The sequence below is a fragment of the Vibrio sp. B1ASS3 genome, assembly GCF_905175355.1.
Classification (GTDB): Bacteria; Pseudomonadota; Gammaproteobacteria; order Enterobacterales; family Vibrionaceae; genus Vibrio; species Vibrio owensii.
Map to the genome: position 1 here is coordinate 2,936,752 of NZ_HG992742.1, position 17,608 is coordinate 2,954,359.

The 17,608-nt window shown below is 46.5% G+C and carries 12 protein-coding genes; 2 read left to right on the forward strand and 10 right to left on the reverse strand.

Going from position 1 to position 17,608, the window contains the following annotated elements:
- Nucleotide 1: 1 nt before the first annotated feature.
- The 8 genes from KJB05_RS13255 to KJB05_RS13290 all read right to left on the reverse strand — a co-directional run bounded on the left by KJB05_RS13255 (nt 2) and on the right by KJB05_RS13290 (nt 10,514).
- Nucleotides 2-673 carry a TRAP transporter small permease gene (locus KJB05_RS13255; protein ID WP_020196009.1) on the reverse strand — a complete coding sequence of 224 codons (672 nt, stop codon included), beginning with the start codon at nt 671-673 and terminating at the stop codon, nt 2-4.
- Nucleotides 674-791: 118 nt separating this feature from the next.
- Nucleotides 792-1,787, reverse strand: a complete 996-nt coding sequence (locus tag KJB05_RS13260; RefSeq protein ID WP_033005572.1) for a TRAP transporter substrate-binding protein — start codon at nt 1,785-1,787, stop codon at nt 792-794.
- A gap of 214 nt (nt 1,788-2,001) precedes the next feature.
- The gene (locus tag KJB05_RS13265) at nt 2,002-3,471 is read right to left on the reverse strand and encodes a protein adenylyltransferase SelO (protein WP_208446099.1); all 1,470 of its coding nucleotides are present in this window, start codon (nt 3,469-3,471) and stop codon (nt 2,002-2,004) included.
- A gap of 183 nt (nt 3,472-3,654) precedes the next feature.
- Nucleotides 3,655-4,470, reverse strand: a complete 816-nt coding sequence (locus tag KJB05_RS13270) for a hypothetical protein (RefSeq protein WP_061009966.1) — start codon at nt 4,468-4,470, stop codon at nt 3,655-3,657.
- 184 nt (nt 4,471-4,654) lie between these two features.
- Nucleotides 4,655-7,645: a M6 family metalloprotease domain-containing protein gene (locus KJB05_RS13275; RefSeq protein ID WP_208446100.1), complete on the reverse strand. Its 2,991-nt coding sequence runs from the start codon at nt 7,643-7,645 to the stop codon at nt 4,655-4,657.
- A 108-nt stretch (nt 7,646-7,753) separates the two neighbouring features.
- Nucleotides 7,754-8,188 carry an IS200/IS605 family transposase gene (tnpA, locus tag KJB05_RS13280; protein ID WP_033007908.1) on the reverse strand — a complete coding sequence of 145 codons (435 nt, stop codon included), beginning with the start codon at nt 8,186-8,188 and terminating at the stop codon, nt 7,754-7,756.
- A 299-nt stretch (nt 8,189-8,487) separates the two neighbouring features.
- Nucleotides 8,488-9,855, reverse strand: coding sequence for a TrkH family potassium uptake protein (locus tag KJB05_RS13285; RefSeq protein WP_005437625.1), 1,368 nt, complete (start codon nt 9,853-9,855; stop codon nt 8,488-8,490).
- The gene (locus KJB05_RS13290; RefSeq protein ID WP_005437626.1) at nt 9,852-10,514 is read right to left on the reverse strand and encodes a TrkA family potassium uptake protein; all 663 of its coding nucleotides are present in this window, start codon (nt 10,512-10,514) and stop codon (nt 9,852-9,854) included. The genes KJB05_RS13285 and KJB05_RS13290 overlap by 4 nt, the downstream gene beginning before the upstream one ends.
- A gap of 412 nt (nt 10,515-10,926) precedes the next feature.
- Here KJB05_RS13290 and KJB05_RS13295 point away from each other — a divergent pair, with 412 nt between their 5' ends.
- Nucleotides 10,927-12,534, forward strand: a complete 1,608-nt coding sequence (locus KJB05_RS13295; protein ID WP_009707179.1) for a BCCT family transporter — start codon at nt 10,927-10,929, stop codon at nt 12,532-12,534.
- A gap of 97 nt (nt 12,535-12,631) precedes the next feature.
- Here KJB05_RS13295 and KJB05_RS13300 read toward each other — a convergent pair whose 3' ends face one another.
- Nucleotides 12,632-13,867, reverse strand: coding sequence for a DEAD/DEAH box helicase (locus tag KJB05_RS13300; protein ID WP_005437630.1), 1,236 nt, complete (start codon nt 13,865-13,867; stop codon nt 12,632-12,634).
- A gap of 183 nt (nt 13,868-14,050) precedes the next feature.
- On the opposite strand from KJB05_RS13300, the gene KJB05_RS13305 reads away from it, so the two are divergent.
- Entirely contained in the window at nt 14,051-15,376 is a 1,326-nt protein-coding gene (locus KJB05_RS13305; RefSeq protein ID WP_208445662.1) for a hemolysin family protein, read from the forward strand.
- 74 nt (nt 15,377-15,450) lie between these two features.
- Here the strand turns inward: KJB05_RS13305 and KJB05_RS13310 are convergent, their stop codons facing one another.
- On the reverse strand, nt 15,451-17,412 hold the full coding sequence (locus tag KJB05_RS13310; RefSeq protein ID WP_208445661.1) for a TonB-dependent receptor: 1,962 nt from the start codon (nt 17,410-17,412) through the stop codon (nt 15,451-15,453).
- Between the last annotated feature and the right edge of the window lie 196 nt (nt 17,413-17,608).

Sequence of the window (17,608 nt, forward strand, 5' to 3'; positions counted from 1 at the left end):
TTTATTGCTCCTTGCGATCTGATGATGAAGAACCATTCGGAATCGCATCTGCGGCATCACTAAGTTCTTCTTTTAGCGCTTCTAACTCTTCCTCTGCTTCATGGCCTGCAATCAAGCGATCCAGTTTGCCTGTTGCGATCTGCCAAGTGATTTGCACAAAACGGAAAGTGAGTAGCGCCATACCAAGGGGCAAAGCAAAGTAAGGAATGAACCGAGGCAGCTTCTCATAGCGCTCACCTTCATTGAGCCAGTCGGCGAGAAACTGAAACATCTCTGGCATCGGAATATCATCGGTCTCATACCACGCTCGCTCGGTGACAAACGGATACCAGTAATTCCAGGAGCCGACCAAAAGCAGAATAGAAAACGCTAGGCAACCAGCGGCTGCGAGCAGTGCGAGGATTTTTCGTTTCGGCTCCGACACCATATTGATGATGACATCGACACCGATGTGAAAATGCTTCTTCACACCGTAAGATGCGCCGACCAACACCATCCATGCGAACATGAACACCGTCAGTTCCAGCGCCCAAAGAATATTGTCGTTGAAGACATAGCGAAAAATCACATTGGCAAACGTCAGCAATGTCATCGCGCCAAGAAAGAACGCAATTAACGTCTCTTCAATGGCGTCGGTGATTCGCCCTGCCTTGGCAAAAAAAGTCTGTTCCATAATTACATCACGTCATTATTGGGAGAAAAGGGCCCTCTTCCCCATGAATGAGTACATGAGGGCCAATCGTAGTGCTTTGTATTTTTACTTGTTCACCCAAAGAGCTTGGGCGAGCGGATTATTGGTTGGATGCGAGTGCTGCATCGATAAGGTCTGAACCAATGTCTTTCTCGAACTTCTTCCATACAGGTTGCAGTGCAGTTACCCACTCTTGGCGTTGTTCTGGCGTTAGAGTACGCACCACACCACCTGCTTCGATGATGTTGTTCTTGTTTGCTAGGTTCACTTGGGTTGACTCAGCGTTACGTTGAGCCGTCACTTCTTGAATGATGGTATTAAGCTGTTCACGCTGGTCGTCTGGCAGGTTTTTCCAGAAGTCGTTCGATGTCACCACGAGGTAGTCCAGAATGCCGTGGTTGGTTTCGGTAATGCCATCTTGTACCTCGAAGAATTTCTTACCGTAAATGTTCGACCACGTATTTTCTTGGCCATCGATAACCTTAGTTTGAAGACCACCGTACACTTCTTTGAAAGACATCTTTTGTGGGTTTGCGCCAAGCTGTTCGAACTGAGCAACCAATACGTCTGAAGCTTGTACACGGAACTTCAATCCTTCTGCATCACTTGGCACCATCAATGGCTTGTTGGCAGACATTTGCTTCATACCGTTATGCCAGAAAGCCAAGCCCTGCAGACCACGTCGTTTCATTGCATTTTTAAGCTTTTCACCTGATTCCGAGTTTTGGAAACGGTCAACAGCCGCCACATCCTCGAATAGGAAAGGAAGGTCAAAGATGCGGTACTTCTTGGTGAATTTCTCAAACTTTGAAAGAGAAGGGGCAGCGAGTTGAACATCACCATTAAGTAGCGCTTCAAGCACCTTGTTGTCATCGTACAGTGTCGAGTTAGGGAAAACCTGCATACAGACTTTGCCATTCATCTCTTCGTTCACACGCTTTTCCAGTAACGAAGCTGCAATGCCTTTTGGATGCTTATCTGTGTTGGTTACGTGACTGAACTTGATCACGGTTTCACCAGGGTCACAGTTTGCGGCAGCGTTAAAGCTAGTGATAGCCAGAGCAGAAACAGACAATAGGGTTAGAGGCTTAAACATTATTATTCTCCTTGTTGAATCACATCCCATCCTTTCCATGAGTACCTAAATCGGTAGTGGGTAATGGGTACGGATGTTCAACAAAGAGCAAGTTGCAGACCAAGTTAGTTATTCTTTATTAGTCAACCACTTAAATAACAATGAGAAATCATGGGTGAAGATAAGGGGTCAAATCCACCCACACGAACCAACGAGATGGGTGGAAAATGACACATTAGGAAGAGCAGCTGATTTCCATCTTCTTGCCCCACTCAGGAGGCAACTTGGCGTAATCATCAAACTCGGGTTGTTCATCATACGGGCGCTTTAATAGCTCAGCCAGTCGGTTTACCTCACTGAAGTCCCCTTCCTCTGCCTTATCGATGGCAAGTTGAGCTAGGTAGTTACGTAGGATGTATTTCGGATTCGTTCGACGCATCTTTTCACAACGAGTTTCTGCTGATACGCGCTCACCGTACTCGTCCACTTCTAATTCACAGCGAGCGAGATATAAGTCTACCCATGCACTTGCCGCTTCGCGATCAATAAACAAATCAATCACCGATTGAGGCGACTTAACATCAAGGTTAGACAACTCACGGAAGAAGCGAGTGTAGTCAGCTTTATTTTGGTTCAACAGCTCAAACATGGCTTCGAACAAGCGGCCGTCTTCGTCCACTTTGGTATGAAGACCGAGTTTGGCGCGCATTAGTTCACTGAATTTTTGACTCAGACGCAGTTCAAATTTCCCTAGTACAGCCTCAAGATCTTCTCTCTGTACAAGAGGCGACAAGGAGTGCGCCAAAGCAGAGAGATTCCACAATGCAATGCGTGGCTGCTGTTCAAAAGCATAACGGCCTTGGTAATCCGAGTGGTTGCAGATGTAATTAGGATCGTAGTCATCGAGGAAGCCAAACGGCCCGTAATCAAAGGTTTGCCCCAGAATCGACATGTTGTCAGTATTCATTACGCCATGGGCAAAACCATAAGCTTGCCAGTACGCGATCATCTCTGCGGTTTTCTCCACAACAGACTCAAACATGGCTGCGTATGGCTTTTCCGCTTGGGAGCACTCAGGGAAATGCCACTCGATCACTTTGTCAGCGAGCAGCTTTTGCTCCGCAAGTTGGTTGGTGTAGAAAAAGTGCTCAAAGTGACCAAAACGGATGTGGGTTTCTGCAACACGAATCAGTAGTGCGCCGTATTCCATCTTCTCGCGGTAAACGGGTGTATCACTGTCCATCATACCCAACGCTCTGGTAGTGGGAATGCCAAGCCCTGCCATGGCTTCACTGCACAGATATTCGCGTATCGTAGAACGCAATACCGCTCGACCATCGCCCATTCGAGAATAAGGTGTAAGACCGACCCCTTTGAGGTGAATGTCGAACCAAGTGCCATCTTGGTGCTGCATTTCAGCGAGCAACAAGCCACGACCGTCACCCAAGTCCGGGTTGTACACACCAAATTGATGACCCGCGTACTTCATTGCCAGAGGAGCAAATGGCGTAAATTCTTTTTGTCCGGCAAACACATTCAACAACTCTTCGTTTTCGATTGCTGGTAAACCAAATTGCTGCGCGAACTCACCATTCCACACCACCCAGCGAGTGTTATCTAAAAGCTGCGGCGTAACATAGGTAAAAAATGCCGACGGCAGTTCACTGAATCGATGGGTAAAATTCACACCTTCCCAAACGGACATAGCAGTTCCTTAATAAACGACTTCCTAACCAACAGTATAAGCTGTTTGCAAGGTCACCTTCAGCCACGAATTATTCATGGGTATTTACGATTCACGAAGAAGTTTGGGTTACTAGGAGAGGAAAAGAAGTTGGAAGCATGCCCCAAGAACCATCGGTAATCATGGGGCAAGTATGAGTTTCAATTAACCACGAAACTCATAAGCATCGCTTTGAGAGTCAGGCACACCTTTGAATTTAGCGCGCTCAATGTTCAGAATCGTTCGGTAGCTTAAAGACAAAAGTGCTATTTGGTAAGCACCAAAAATACCGAAGATCACGCCAGACACAACAAATGCCAATATGTGATTAAACTCGGCAAAAATGAACTGGTTAACAGCGCCAACTATCAGAGGAATGAGCCCCATCAAGACAAATATCTGCTTGTTATAAGGCTTACTTTGTCTCCATGCGTCGCCAAGGCTTCTAGGTTCACGATCTAGCGCCGTCGCTGGCAAAACTAACGACCAACGCGAAAGGATCCAATGACCTGGGATACTGGCAAGTAGGGTAATGATAGTGAAAGTTAACTCACTCGCTTCTCCACCTTCTGCCGCATACAAAAAGGTGACGATGAATATAGGAAGCGCCAATGTAAACATCATCGACAAACCAAACAAAATCCACCAACCAATAAAGCGCAGCTCGCGCATCGATAATCGCATCACATCTAGAGCAGAATGCATGTACTCATGTGCAAGGTAGATACGATGGATGCGTACTACCGCCATTGCCGCGACCAGTGGATACAGCAGGAACGTCGTCACAAAGAAGCCGGCACCAACGTTCGAAAAGTCAGGTTCTTGCGATCCTTGAACCAAGGCTCCTTGGTATTGAGTAATAAATATCGTGTGAACCACGATCAAAGGAATACACGCTATTACAATCGCGAGTAAGTTTGCCCTGACCATGCCCACTGCCTCTTGGCAAATAGCAGCAACAGAAAACGAATTATCAGACATAAAAATATCCTTACTTTTTATAAATGATTTAGCCATAGACTACGCCTCAAAAGCACAAAGCGTACAAAAATAAAAGTGAAACTCATCTCATAACAAAAAGATTAATGGGTGAATTATTGAGGTTTGAATAAGCCAAAGAAAAAGCCACTCAAATGAGTGGCTTAACAATATTAGAAATTAAAGCTTAAGCGCGACGACGCCAACCTAACAGTGCCAATAACATGAGCGCCCAGTAAGAGACACTACCGCCGCTATCAGAGCTTTCGAAGCTCACACTGTTAACTGAAGCAACCACCGAGACATTCACTGACCCTGTCGCAGTGCCACCATTACCGTCAGACACGGTGTACTGCAGTTGTACATTTGTCACACCCTCTTCAGGGGCTTGGTAAAGAACCTTGCCGTTAACCACACTGGCAGTACCCACGCCAGATGGATTGTTCACCGACTGAAGTGTTAGAGAGTCGTTGTTGAAGTCATAATCATTCGATAATACATCAATGGTGATGCTCTTCCCTTCCTCCACGCTTGCCACATCTTGAGTGGTGATTGGGGCGGTATTGACCACTTCGACGTCCACATTAGCGGTTGAAGACAAACCGCTTGGGTCTTTGACCGTGACTTGGAATGTCAGAACCTCACCAGCTTTGGTGCCCTGTGCAACCGTAAAGCTCGCCTCTGCGGTGTTTGCGTCAGAAAGCGTCGCATCCGTACCTGCGGTTTGCTGCCAAGCGTATTCAAGCGCATCACCATCAGGGTCAGTGCTTGATGCCGCAGACAGGCTTCCTTGGCCATTGGTACTCATGCTGCTCGTGTCAGCTTCCACACTTGCGGTTGGTGCGTCGTTTTGTCCATTCACCGTCACTTGAACCGTAACAGGTTGAGACGAGAGAGAGCCATCCGAAGACACCAAACGATACTGGAAGCTATCACTGCCTACGAAGTTAGTTTTAGGCACATATTGATCATCATTGATGGTGCCATGTGTCGGTTTTTGCGTGTACTCAACGCTAAACTGATAGCCTGGTGCGATAAAGTCGTTGGACATCAGGTTAAGCTCGGCAGCCACGTTCTTGTCGGTTTCAATCGCATCCGATTTTGCTTCAACAATGCTGCTGGCATCGATATCAAACAGTGCCGCGAAAGGAACAAAAGAGAACCCTTGTCGTGATAAGCCAGAAGAGTAAATATCACTGCTACTGCCAGCCCACATGGTTGGCAGAGGTGAAATCTCCGTCGCTAGCTCACTGTCAAAGTTGAAGTTGGTTTCGAAGATACCGCCCTCAATTTCAACGAGAAGAAGGTGTTTACCCGCACTTAACTGACTTGGCTGATCAAAGATAATGCGTGAAGCCGAATCGAACGTCCCCTCTTGCAGCAATTGAGCGTCGCTTTCTTGTAACGACAAACGGTAATTTTCAAATGCAGGCGCAGGGAAACGCCATACTTTGTAGCTCATCGTATTGCTCCAAATATTGGTTGAAGCAAATAGCTGTAAACCATCCAGTTCTGAGTCAACGCCAAGGTCGACAGTAATCGCTAATGCATCATCAGAGCCCGGGTAGATAAAACCACGGGAAAATGAGTTCTTCCATGCCGATTTATTTGGCTCGCTTGGCATCTCTAAAGAGAAAGCCGCATCGGTGGCATTACTTACAAAGTTCAAAATGGCTACATCAGTATTGAAACCAGCAATGTCATAAAAACCCGGATTAGTGCTGTCTGTAATGAACATGCCTCCGTTCGGATACAAGTCACCACTCTCACTGGTTCCCCAACGGCTTTCTAGCTCACCATAGCCATCTGCCTGCATGATTTGAACTTGCATCTCGCCCGTGTCATTGAAGCGGTTCATGATGTTGACAGATGTAACCAACATACCTTCGCCAGCAAGCGCTCGGTCGTAACCAGAATAAGTTCGGTTCTCAAGATAAACTCGAGGGCCGTGCTCTTTTAAATATGGGTCGAGATAAACCAGCTTCACTTCGCCATTTTTGATCGATGAAAAAGGTTCGTTACCATGAGCCACCTGAGGAACAACAAAGCCAGCCGCATGTTTGCTCCAAGCACTCATGTTTACAGGCGTATCACCCGCGTAGCTATCACCAGGCTTCATTGCCCATGAACCGCCGCCCATGACACCCCATTCGCCAATAGAGCCTGAGCCACTGTATGAATACAAGTCAGGTAGTCCCAGCATTAAGTGGCCAAGCTCGTGCACTATCACACCCAGTGTCGATTGGTGCGTTAGCTGAAAATCAGCAAATACGCAGTAGTCTCTGATGACAGTGCCATCAATCGTCACGTCATCATGGGAAAACTTATGCGGCCAAATAGAAGGACGATCGACTTGGTTAGCGGCTAAATCACCACCTGCAAAAATAAACATCACTGACAGCTCTGTTGGATCAACACTACCGCTGTTGTTCGTGTCGTATTGCGCCAAGTTGATGTATTGATCGAGCTTTTGATATGCCTCGGCAAAAACTGCGTTGGTTTTTACGTCACACGCGTCACCACGACTATTACTGTTACAGTCCGGGTGGTTTTGATTCACAGTAACGCTAATCACACCATCATTTGTCGTACCGTAGTTCTCGTTTGCTGGCACAACTCGGTACTGACCTTTTGAGTTTTTATCGTAGAAATCCACGACACTTTGGCGGTTCTCGCCAAATACAAGCTGTTGAAAATCATGCACCATTCTCTGGTCATTGAAAGAGACTTCAACCACCAACAGAGGTTGCTCTGTCACGCCTGACGAGCTCATTGCTCGGTAACCTTGGGCTTGTTGACGCATCAGGTTTGCACGCGCTCTTGGCTCAATCGTTCTCAACGAAGACAAAGCAGGCTTAACCAACACACTCGGACGAAGCTGTGAAGCTTCTGGTGCTGACGTTGATTGTGTTTTCTCTACACCCGTTGAAACCAAAATTGGAGAATCGGATTCACGTTTAATCTCGGCAAAGAACCAATGTCCATCTTTTTTGATCAGGGCATTGCCTTGCTTGTCTTCATGCCAGTGAAATGCAGCGGTTCCGCGTAAAATAATATCACTGGATGTTCCATCGCTGAGGGTAACGGGTTGCCAAACAGGAGAAGGGGGTGTGGTTGCCATGCTTTGACCAGAGATGACAGTGGCCAGCATGGTGAGTGCTAGAGTCTTGAACTTCAAACTACGGCTCCATGAGTTCGATGCGCGATTACGCATTCCATACGCAAGTAAATTACCACCTTCTAAAGAAGGTGGCTTTGTGTGAGCCCCCTAAAAGGGGGCCTTTGTTTAATCCAACGCCAACTGGTGCTGCTCTACTCGCTCTTGCTTCTCTTGATGTCTTACATATCGGCGTATGATTTCTTCATTGATTCCAACACTATCGACAAAATAGCCTCTTTGCCAAAAGTGATTACCCCAAAGCCTGTTCTTCCTAAGATGAGGGAACTTACTAAATAGCTTTAAGGCTATTTTGCCTTTCAATACCCCCATCAACTTGGATATCGATAGCTTTGGTGGAATCTTTACTACTAAATGCACGTGGTCAACTTGTATGTTTAACTCTACTACTTCACATCCAAGTTGATTACAGTAAACATAAATACATCGATAAACTTCTTTACCTATATTGTTCTTCAAGATCCTAAATCGATACTTTGGAGTCCACACTATATGGTATTGACATCGCCAAAATACGTGGGAAGCTTGATTGTATCTACTCATGTTATTTGTCCTCTTTGACTTCTGGAAAAATCAAAGACGCATTTAGCATGAGTAGTTTTACAGGCAAAGCCGAAACGGATGATAACCACCTACTGAAGTAGGTGGTTTAGGGCTGAAAATAAAAACAACAAGTTGTATATGAAAGAACTATGGGATAGTACAGAAATCGTTAAAGATTGAAATACTGCGATCGCAAATAAATCGAAATTATTCTCATTTTGCTGATGTATTTATAAAAAACGCGAGCAGCGGTTTAACCGTCATACTCGCGTAATCGTTTGCTGATAATAGATCTATTATTAGCCAGTTAAGACATTGTCTTCTGGGTACTTGATCAACGTTGGTTCAGGACGCGCTAGCATATACGCCAACGTCAAAGGCCCGATACGTCCGATGATCATCACCACAATCATGATGTATTTACCCGGCTCAGACAGTTCTGCCGTCAGACCCGCAGTCAAGCCTACAGTTGCAAAAGCAGAGATGGTTTCAAACATCACCTTATCAAAGGCCGCTTTCTCAGTGATCATCAGTAAGAACATCGCGGTCGTTAAGATAGCGCCACTGACCACAATGATCGCCAACGATTTAGTCACCGTCTGCCAATTCACAGTGCGTTTGAAGATCACCACATGTTTCTTCTGACGCAAGAATGCCCACGTTGCCATGAATGCCACAGCAAAGGTCGAAACCTTAATACCACCACCGGTTGAGGTAGAACCCGCACCGATAAGCATCAATACAATCATCACGAGTAACGCTGGTTGAGTGAACTGTGCCAAATCGACACTATTGAAACCCGCTGTACGCGCACTCGCTGATTGGAAGAAGGCGGCGAGCCACTGCCCTGCAACTGGTAGAGACTCCATCGTATTCGGATTATGTCTTTCCAATAGCCAGAACATGATTGTGCCCACAGCGAGCAATGCAGGTGTGGCAATCAGCATGATTTTGGTGTGCAGGTGCAAGAAGTGGAAACCTCTGCGCCAATGCAACCATAAATCACCGATGACCGTAAAACCCAAACCGCCGAAGATGAACAAGCCCGCTAGTGTAAAGATAACCACTGGATCATTCACAAAACTCATCATGCTATCGGAGAAGAGCGCAAAACCCGCGTTGTTGAAGGCTGAGATAGAGTGGAACAGCGCATAGAACATACCTGTTTGCCAACCCATTTCAGGAACCCAACGGAACGATAGGAAGATAAAGCCAATTGCCTCTGCAATCAGGGCGAAGATGACAATTTTCTTCACCAGTTTACGCAAGTTCACTTGGCGATCTTGGCCTAATGCATCCTTCGCGAGTGCTTGTTGGCGCAGACTTAACCGCACACCAAACATGTACAGCAAAACGGCTGAAAGGGTCATTTGCCCTAACCCACCGACTTGCATCAAAAACATCAACAGGATTTTACCCGCCAATGTGAAGTGTTGGCCCGTATCGACCACGCCAAGCCCCGTCACACTGATGGCAGACGTTGCAGTAAACAACGCATCCGTCAGTGATAAGCCAGTAACAGAAAATACAGGCAAAGTAAGCAGTACAGCAGAAGGCAATAACACACCGAGAAAGCTCAGCAATATAATGCGCGGCTCACCGCCTTTCGCTTTATCTCGTTTGCCATCTGGGACGTAAAAAACGCCTCTCTGATGAAATTGCTTCATAGTGATTTCAACTTGCTCGCAAGTTTGTCTTGAGGACCAACGACAATGATGAGGTCGCCGATTTCTAGCGTTGAATTGAGATCAGGTGCTTTAGTGATTTCCGGGCCGCGCTTAAAGCCAAGCACCTGTACGCCTTCGACTTTACACAAAGCCAAATCGCCCAAGGTTTTTCCCATCCAACGAGAGCCGATAACAAACTCTGTCATCGCTAAGCCGCTGCCTAGTGGGTGAAACTCAAGAACACGTTTATCGAGCATCTTACGTGCAACACGAATACCCATATCACGCTCAGGCATGATGATGTGGTCTGCACCGATTTTTTGCAGCACTCGGGCTTGGAAGCGATCGTTCGCTTTTACCCAAACCGATTTCACACCCGCCTCTTTTGCGATCAGCGTTGCGAGGATGCTGGCATTCACATCGGCACCAATGGCGATCATGACCATGTCATAATCGTCGAGTTTTAATTCAGCTACCGTATCTTCTTGAGTACAGTTCGCCACGATGGCTTGGCTAACAAATCCTGCCGCTTCTTTCACACGGTCTTCATTAACGTCTACCGCCAAAACTTGTGAACCGGAATCCTGCAGTTCTTTACAAACGGCTAAGCCAAAACGACCCAAGCCAATTACAGCAAATTGCTTATCACCAGTTTTCATTCGTGCCTCATTTATGCGTTGAATAGCAGGCGCGAAAGTCTGCGCCTATTCCTCATCATCTGCAAACAAGACGACAAAAAATTGACAAAACCCTAACTCAAACCTTCGCGTACGATCTGTGTAAAGCGTAAGACACATCTCTCAAGTTTTCCTGATTATTGGCAATTAAATCAAAAGAATAGCCACGGACTTCACACTTCACCTATAGACAAATTTATCGATGCATTTTTTTGACAAATGATTTGTACAGCTTGCTTATCCACACCAAAAATTATTTCGTGTTCTTTGCTTTTTATATGCATAAAAACTGACATTACTGATCTATTAATCAGCAAATTAGCCATTTAATCTGAGTTTTGTTATAGTGCGCGCCGACAAATTAGTTTGTACTCTAAGTAGTTTGAGAGGGATGATGTCTACAACTAAGGATAAGTACAGTATCGAGAATACTGACTATACGGTCGGCCAAGACAACGTACAGAAATGGGGATTTGATGTTCACAACCCTGTTTTTGGTACTAGCGCGGGTCTGATCATCGTTTTTTTAATCGCACTTCTTTTAGTCGATCCTGCCACAGCAAAAGCCGCTCTTGATGGCGTCAAATGGCAGATCATCGGTTCTTTTGATGATCTCTTCATGTGGGCTGGCAATATCTTTCTGATCTTCTGTATCGGCCTTGTTTTTTCTCCTTTTGGTAAGATCCGTATTGGCGGTGAAGATGCCAAACCTGAGCACTCGAACATCTCGTGGATTGCGATGTTGTTTGCCGCGGGCATGGGTATCGGTTTGATGTTTTGGGGCGTCGCAGAACCAGTAGCCTACTTCACTGGTTGGTATGAAACGCCACTTGGTGTAACGCCATTTACCGAAGAAGCCAAACAAGTCGCGTTAGGCGCAACCATGTTCCACTGGGGTCTACACCCTTGGGCAATTTACGCAGTAGTTGCACTTTCTATGGCCTTCTTCGCCTTTAACAAAGGTTTGCCGCTGTCTATTCGCTCTGTGTTCTACCCTATTTTAGGCGATCGCACTTGGGGTTGGTTTGGTCACGTGATCGATGTGTTGGCCGTACTAGCAACCTTGTTCGGCCTTGCGACTTCTCTTGGTCTGGGTGCACAGCAAGCAGCAAGTGGTTTAGGCCATGTATTTGGTATCGAAAGTGGCTTGGGTATGCAGTTGGCGGTCATTGCCTTCGTAACCACTCTGGCAATTTTCTCTGTTGTGCGCGGAATTGATGGCGGCGTGAAGGTATTGAGTAACATCAACCTCACTGTTGCATTTGCTCTGCTTGTGTTCGTGATTCTGGCTGGCCTTGCCGCAGCGTTGAGCACGATCCCAACCACATTGATGGGATACGTAGAAAACATTCTTCCACTGAGTAACCCTTACGGTCGTGAAGACGAAGCTTGGATGCACGGCTGGACGGTATTCTACTGGGCATGGTGGATTTCATGGTCACCATGTGTCGGTATGTTTATTGCGCGCGTATCTAAAGGTCGTACCGTTCGCGAGTTCATTACCGCAGTTATCTTGATTCCAACCACTATTACTCTGATTTGGATGTCAGCATTTGGCGGCATCGCGATTGAGCAAGTCATGAATAAAGTCGGTGAGCTTGGCACAAACGGCCTAACGGACATTACGCTGTCTCTGTTCTACGCATACGAAGCGATGCCAATGAGCACTGTGCTGTCGGTTATCTCTATCGTTTTGATCATGGTGTTCTTTATCACGTCTTCAGATTCAGCATCACTGGTTGTTGATAGTATTACCGCTGGCGGTAAAGTCGATGCACCCGTTCCACAACGTATTTTCTGGGCAAGCGTAGAAGGTGCAATTGCAGCGGTTCTACTCTGGATTGGCGGGACAGAAGCGATTCAAGCTCTGCAAGCAGGTACAATTTCAACCGGCTTACCTTTCACCATCATTCTATTAGTGATGTGTGTGAGCTTGGTGATGGGCATGCGCACTGAGCCTCAATATGTTCAGCAACGTTTAGCCAAAGCTAAGGCGAGTTAAACTGAACTGCACTAAATACTAAAGCGAAAAACAAAGAAGCCGCATTCAAATGCGGCTTCTTTTTTATTCAAGTTTATACGTCAGGGTTCACACGTAATTACTTCGCGTTGCGCTTATCACCGGCGTCATGACGAGGACGCTGATCTTGCGGTTTACGCTTGTTCTTCGGCACGTAGTTCAAGATAGAAATTGGCACTGGTTTTCTTGGTGCGAAACCTTCAATCTCTACACGCTCTAACAAATGACCAAGACGGCTTTCAATCATGCATAGGTTTTTGAAGTCATCTTTCGATACCAATGAGATCGCTTCACCCTGCGCGCCAGCACGGCCAGTACGGCCAATGCGGTGTACATATTCATCTGCTGGGAACGGCAAATCGTAGTTGATAACTACTGGCAAGTTGTCGATATCGATACCGCGTGCCGCAACACCCGTGGCAACCAAATATTGGATTTCACCCGCTTTAAACTGTTCAATCAGTTCTTGGCGAACGCGTTGGTTACGACCACTGTGGAACGCTTCTGCCACAATGCCGCGCTTCTCTAACTGAGTAACCAGCTTCGCTGCGCCGTGCTTGGTTTCGATGAAGACCAACACTTGTGACCAGTCGTTCTCGTTCAGCATGTGGCTTAATAGTGAAGACTTCATGTCTTTATCGACTGTAGTGATCCACTGCTTGATGTTTGATTTCGATGCACTGTGTTTCGCGATCGAAATTTCTTCAGGATCGACAATCGCGTTCTTCGCCAAATCACGCACTGGGTTAGATAGCGTTGCAGAGAACAACAAGCTTTGAATGTCTTCTGGCATGCAATCGACGATCTTATCGATTGAATCGATGAAGCCCATATCCAACATTTTGTCGGCTTCGTCCAGAACCAGCATTTCTACTTCATCAAAATGGATCGCGCGTTGGCCGTATAGGTCAATCAAACGTCCTGGTGTGCTCACCACAATGTCGACACCTTCGATCAACGCTTGTTTTTGCGGTGCGTAATCCACACCACCAAACATCGCCATTGAACGCAAAGGCAAGTTCTTACCGTAAGCTTCAATGCTTTGGTGTACTTGAAGTGCAAGCTCGCGTGTTGGCGTTAGGATGATCGCACGTGCACGCTTTTTACGTTGCGTTTCACCTTGGCTCAGTTTTTCTAAGATTGGCAATACAAAGCTGGCAGTTTTACCCGTACCGGTTTGTGCTGCGGCAATTAGGTTGCTACCACGCAGAACAATTGGAATGGCTTTTTGTTGGATAGAAGTCGGTTTTTCATAACCCAGCGCCTTCACAGCATCTGTGATAGGAGCGCTTAAACCAAGCTTAGAAAATGGCATAGAAACGTCTCAACGAAGAAATGGGCGCGTAGTGTATCAGAATCCGCCCTAAGTAACAGAATCAATCATCGCGCAAGCAACAGCGGGTTCGATAATCAAATTCTATCCTTTTCATCACGCATTTCATTGTTACAGCGTGATGAATTATTCGCCACTTCACGTTTCTCTCCTGCAAAGCTCGTTATGCTGCTAGCGTGTGCATCACTGGAAAACTTCATGGACATTTTATTACTGGTTGGATTAATCGCTCTCAATGGCGTGTTTGCTATGTCTGAGATTGCGTTAGTCACCGCCAAAAGCGGCCGACTGAAAAAGTTTGCCGAACACAGCGCTTCTGCCCGCCTCGCTCTACAACTGAAAAACAATCCCACGCAATTCCTCTCAACTATTCAAATCGGCATCACAGTGATCGGTATCCTTAGCGGTATCTTTGGTGAAGCTACGCTTTCGGTTCCGTTTGAACACTGGCTCGTGACTCAAGGTATTGAGCGCGAAGTTGCCACCGCACTCGCCACCGCGATTGTCGTTGTCGTCATCACCTACTTCGCCATTGTGATAGGCGAATTGGTTCCAAAACGCTTTGCTCAAAATAATGCCGAGCGCATTGCCGTTATCGTTGCCTACCCTATTCATTGGTTAGCCAAACTGACCACGCCGTTTGTTCTACTGCTGACCTTATCGACCGATGCTTTACTCAAGCTATTGCGTCAGAACAACACAGGGGAAGTCGTCACAGAGGAAGACATTTTTGCCGTGATGAGCGAAGGGTCTGAATGCGGTGCTATCGAACCGCAAGAACAGCTGATGATTCGTAATTTACTGCACCTTAATGATCGCCTTGCGCTTTCGCTGATGACGCCTCGCTGCGATATGCATTACCTCGACCTCGATTTACCCCTTGAAGAAACGCTCAGAAACTTGCGCCAAACGCAGCATTCCGTTTGGCCAGTGTGTAAAGGCGGGCTGGATAACATCATCGGTACGATTTCTTCCAAGGTCTTGTTGGATGAATATGACGAGCTGTCGATTTCTCGCTTGGCCAAGTTGCTCAAACGTTCACGCTTTGTACCAGAGTCGATGAAAGGCTTACCGCTGCTCAATTACATGCAGCAAACCAGCACTGAGATGGTCTTCATTGTCGATGAATATGGTGATGTACAAGGCTTGGTGACACACCACGATTTACTCAAATCCATCGCTGGTGAATTAGGTATGGCTCCTCAGCATGTCTGGGCGAAAAAGCAAAAAGATAACAGTTGGTTGATGGATGCGCTTATCCCGCTTAACGAGCTGAAATACAAACTTGAACTCAACACCATTGAAGGCGAAGAGAGCGAAGGTTTTCAAACCTTAAACGGCTTTTTGACGTGGTTAATCGGACGGGTGCCAACTCAAGGCGAAACTGTTGAGTATCAGCATTGGCGATTCGAAATACTACATGTGAAGAGCAATCGTATCGTTCAGGTCAAAGTAACCGAAATGGCCACTGCACTCGAAGCCGAGTGCTAGAGGTCATTCGCTAGAAACGAAAAAATAGCCTCTATACGGAGGCTATTTTTAACTCATTACATTTAAGAGCTCAGTTAGAACAGGTACGTTGCACTTACGTAAGCGCTGCGACCTTTCTCTGAGTATCCGTAGTAATCGTCTTCGTCATCCAATTCAACATCAAAGATATTGTTCAAACCCGCTTTCAGGTTTAGCTGTTGGAAGTCATAAGCCACACCCAGACCGACTAGCGTGTAACCATCGACTGTTACGTTTTCACGGCTTTGGTTCGTGATCACCTGTTCGCCAATGTAGTTTACGCGAGCAAAGGTGGTGAATGAATCAAACACTTCCCAGTTAACATCAAGATTCGCCAAATGCTCTGGAGTTTGCGTTAGCGTATCACCCGTGCTCTTGTCTTTTGCATCTGTGTAGGTGTAGTTACCTTTTAGATTGATGCTATCGGTAATATCGTACCAACCTTCTAGCTCAATACCTTTAATTTCTGCTTTACCGATGTTTTGGTAAGTGAAGATAGGCATTGGGCCATCCATACCAACAACCTGAGTTAGGTCACGTTCGATCTTGTTCTTCAAGTCTGTGTAGTAGTACATCAAACCCAAGCCCATAGACGTCGATTCGTACGCGAGGCCAGCTTCGTAGCTTTCTGACTCTTCCGGTTTCAAATCATCATTACCGGTTAACCAACAACGGTTACCACAGCTGATCACGCGAACTTGGTCACTGCTTTCCATCATGCCCGGAGCACGGAAACCGCCACCAGCACCGCCTTTCAAGACAAACTCATCAGTAAAGCTGTAAACCGCGTAAGCACGTGGGCTGAAGTGGCTACCATACACTTCATGGAAGTCTTGACGACCACCCAGTGTCAACGCCAACTTATCTAGGTCAAACTCCCCTTGAACGAACACCGCACCTTGGTAGTTATCGATGTCGCCAGAAGGCACGTCACGACTGTTTTTAAGTTCTGATGTACGGTATTCACCACCGAATACCCACTCGTGCGAGTCACGCCACAAACCAGAAAGTTTAAAATCAAGTGTGTTATTTTGTAGCTCAACGTCTGCTGCGCCGTTGGTATACGCCGTACTTGCGTCATCCAGCTGCATGTTTTCGCCGTATAGACGCACTTGTGAATCAACCGTATCCCAAGCACCTTCATGAGTCAGGCCGTAATTCCAACGAGTTGAGTCTTGAGTGTTCGTTTGTGGGCCTGAACGAGGGTGAACCCAATCCGCTTCACGCTCATCGTTGGTGTAAATCACATCCGCGATCAGACGTTGTTCTTCTGTCAGTTGCCAAGCAAGCTCACCAAAAACATTGGTGGTGTCTTTCTGCTCTAATGCATCGAAATCTGGGTTAGTGTCGGTACGCCAAGGGTCACGCGCAGAGCTTTCAACAATGATGCTGCCTTCGACATTTTCCGTCAGCGTGCCACTTGCGTAGGCGTGACCTTTCAAACCATCACCGCCATCACCTTCAAGAATGCTTTCGTATTCAAGGCCAACCGAGCCGGATAGCTCTTCGGTTGGTGACTTCAGAATCACGTTCACCACGCCACCCATCGCTTCTGAACCATACAGAGACGATACCGGGCCACGCACGACTTCAATACGTTGAATCGCGGTAAGAGGAATACTCGATAGATCGAAATCGTTACCTCGGATCAGCGCATCTTGAGAGTTGATACGGCGACCATTAATGAGAACCAAGGTGTGCTTAGAATCCAGACCACGAATACGAATGGTGTTACGGCCATAAGCGGTGCTGCTCAATACACTGACACCCGTCGCACTACGTACCGCTTCTGAGATGTCTTTTACTGGCATCTTCGCAATATCTTCTGCGGTAATGACCGACACCGATGCGGGTGCAGTCAACTCCGAGTGTTGAGTAAGAGACGCGGTTACCACCATGCGCTCCATTGCTACGACTTCTTCTTTGTCGTCTGCAATTGCCTGACCGCTAAGCGCTGTCAAAAGTGCACCTGTCAGCACAGAGGGCATAAACGTGGGCTTGTTAACTAAACTTTTCACTGCATTTCCTTATATCTATTTTATAAATAATTTGAGCTCGCAAACTGTAAAGAATGAATATATAAATAACAATTATTATTATTCGCATTAACATTCAATTTTGAGCTAAGTTATATTTTTGAACTGCAACTCATTGCAAAGTGACGCCATTGAAAAACAAAGAGCTAGGTAATTCCCTTCCCCCTGTCTGTCTTCA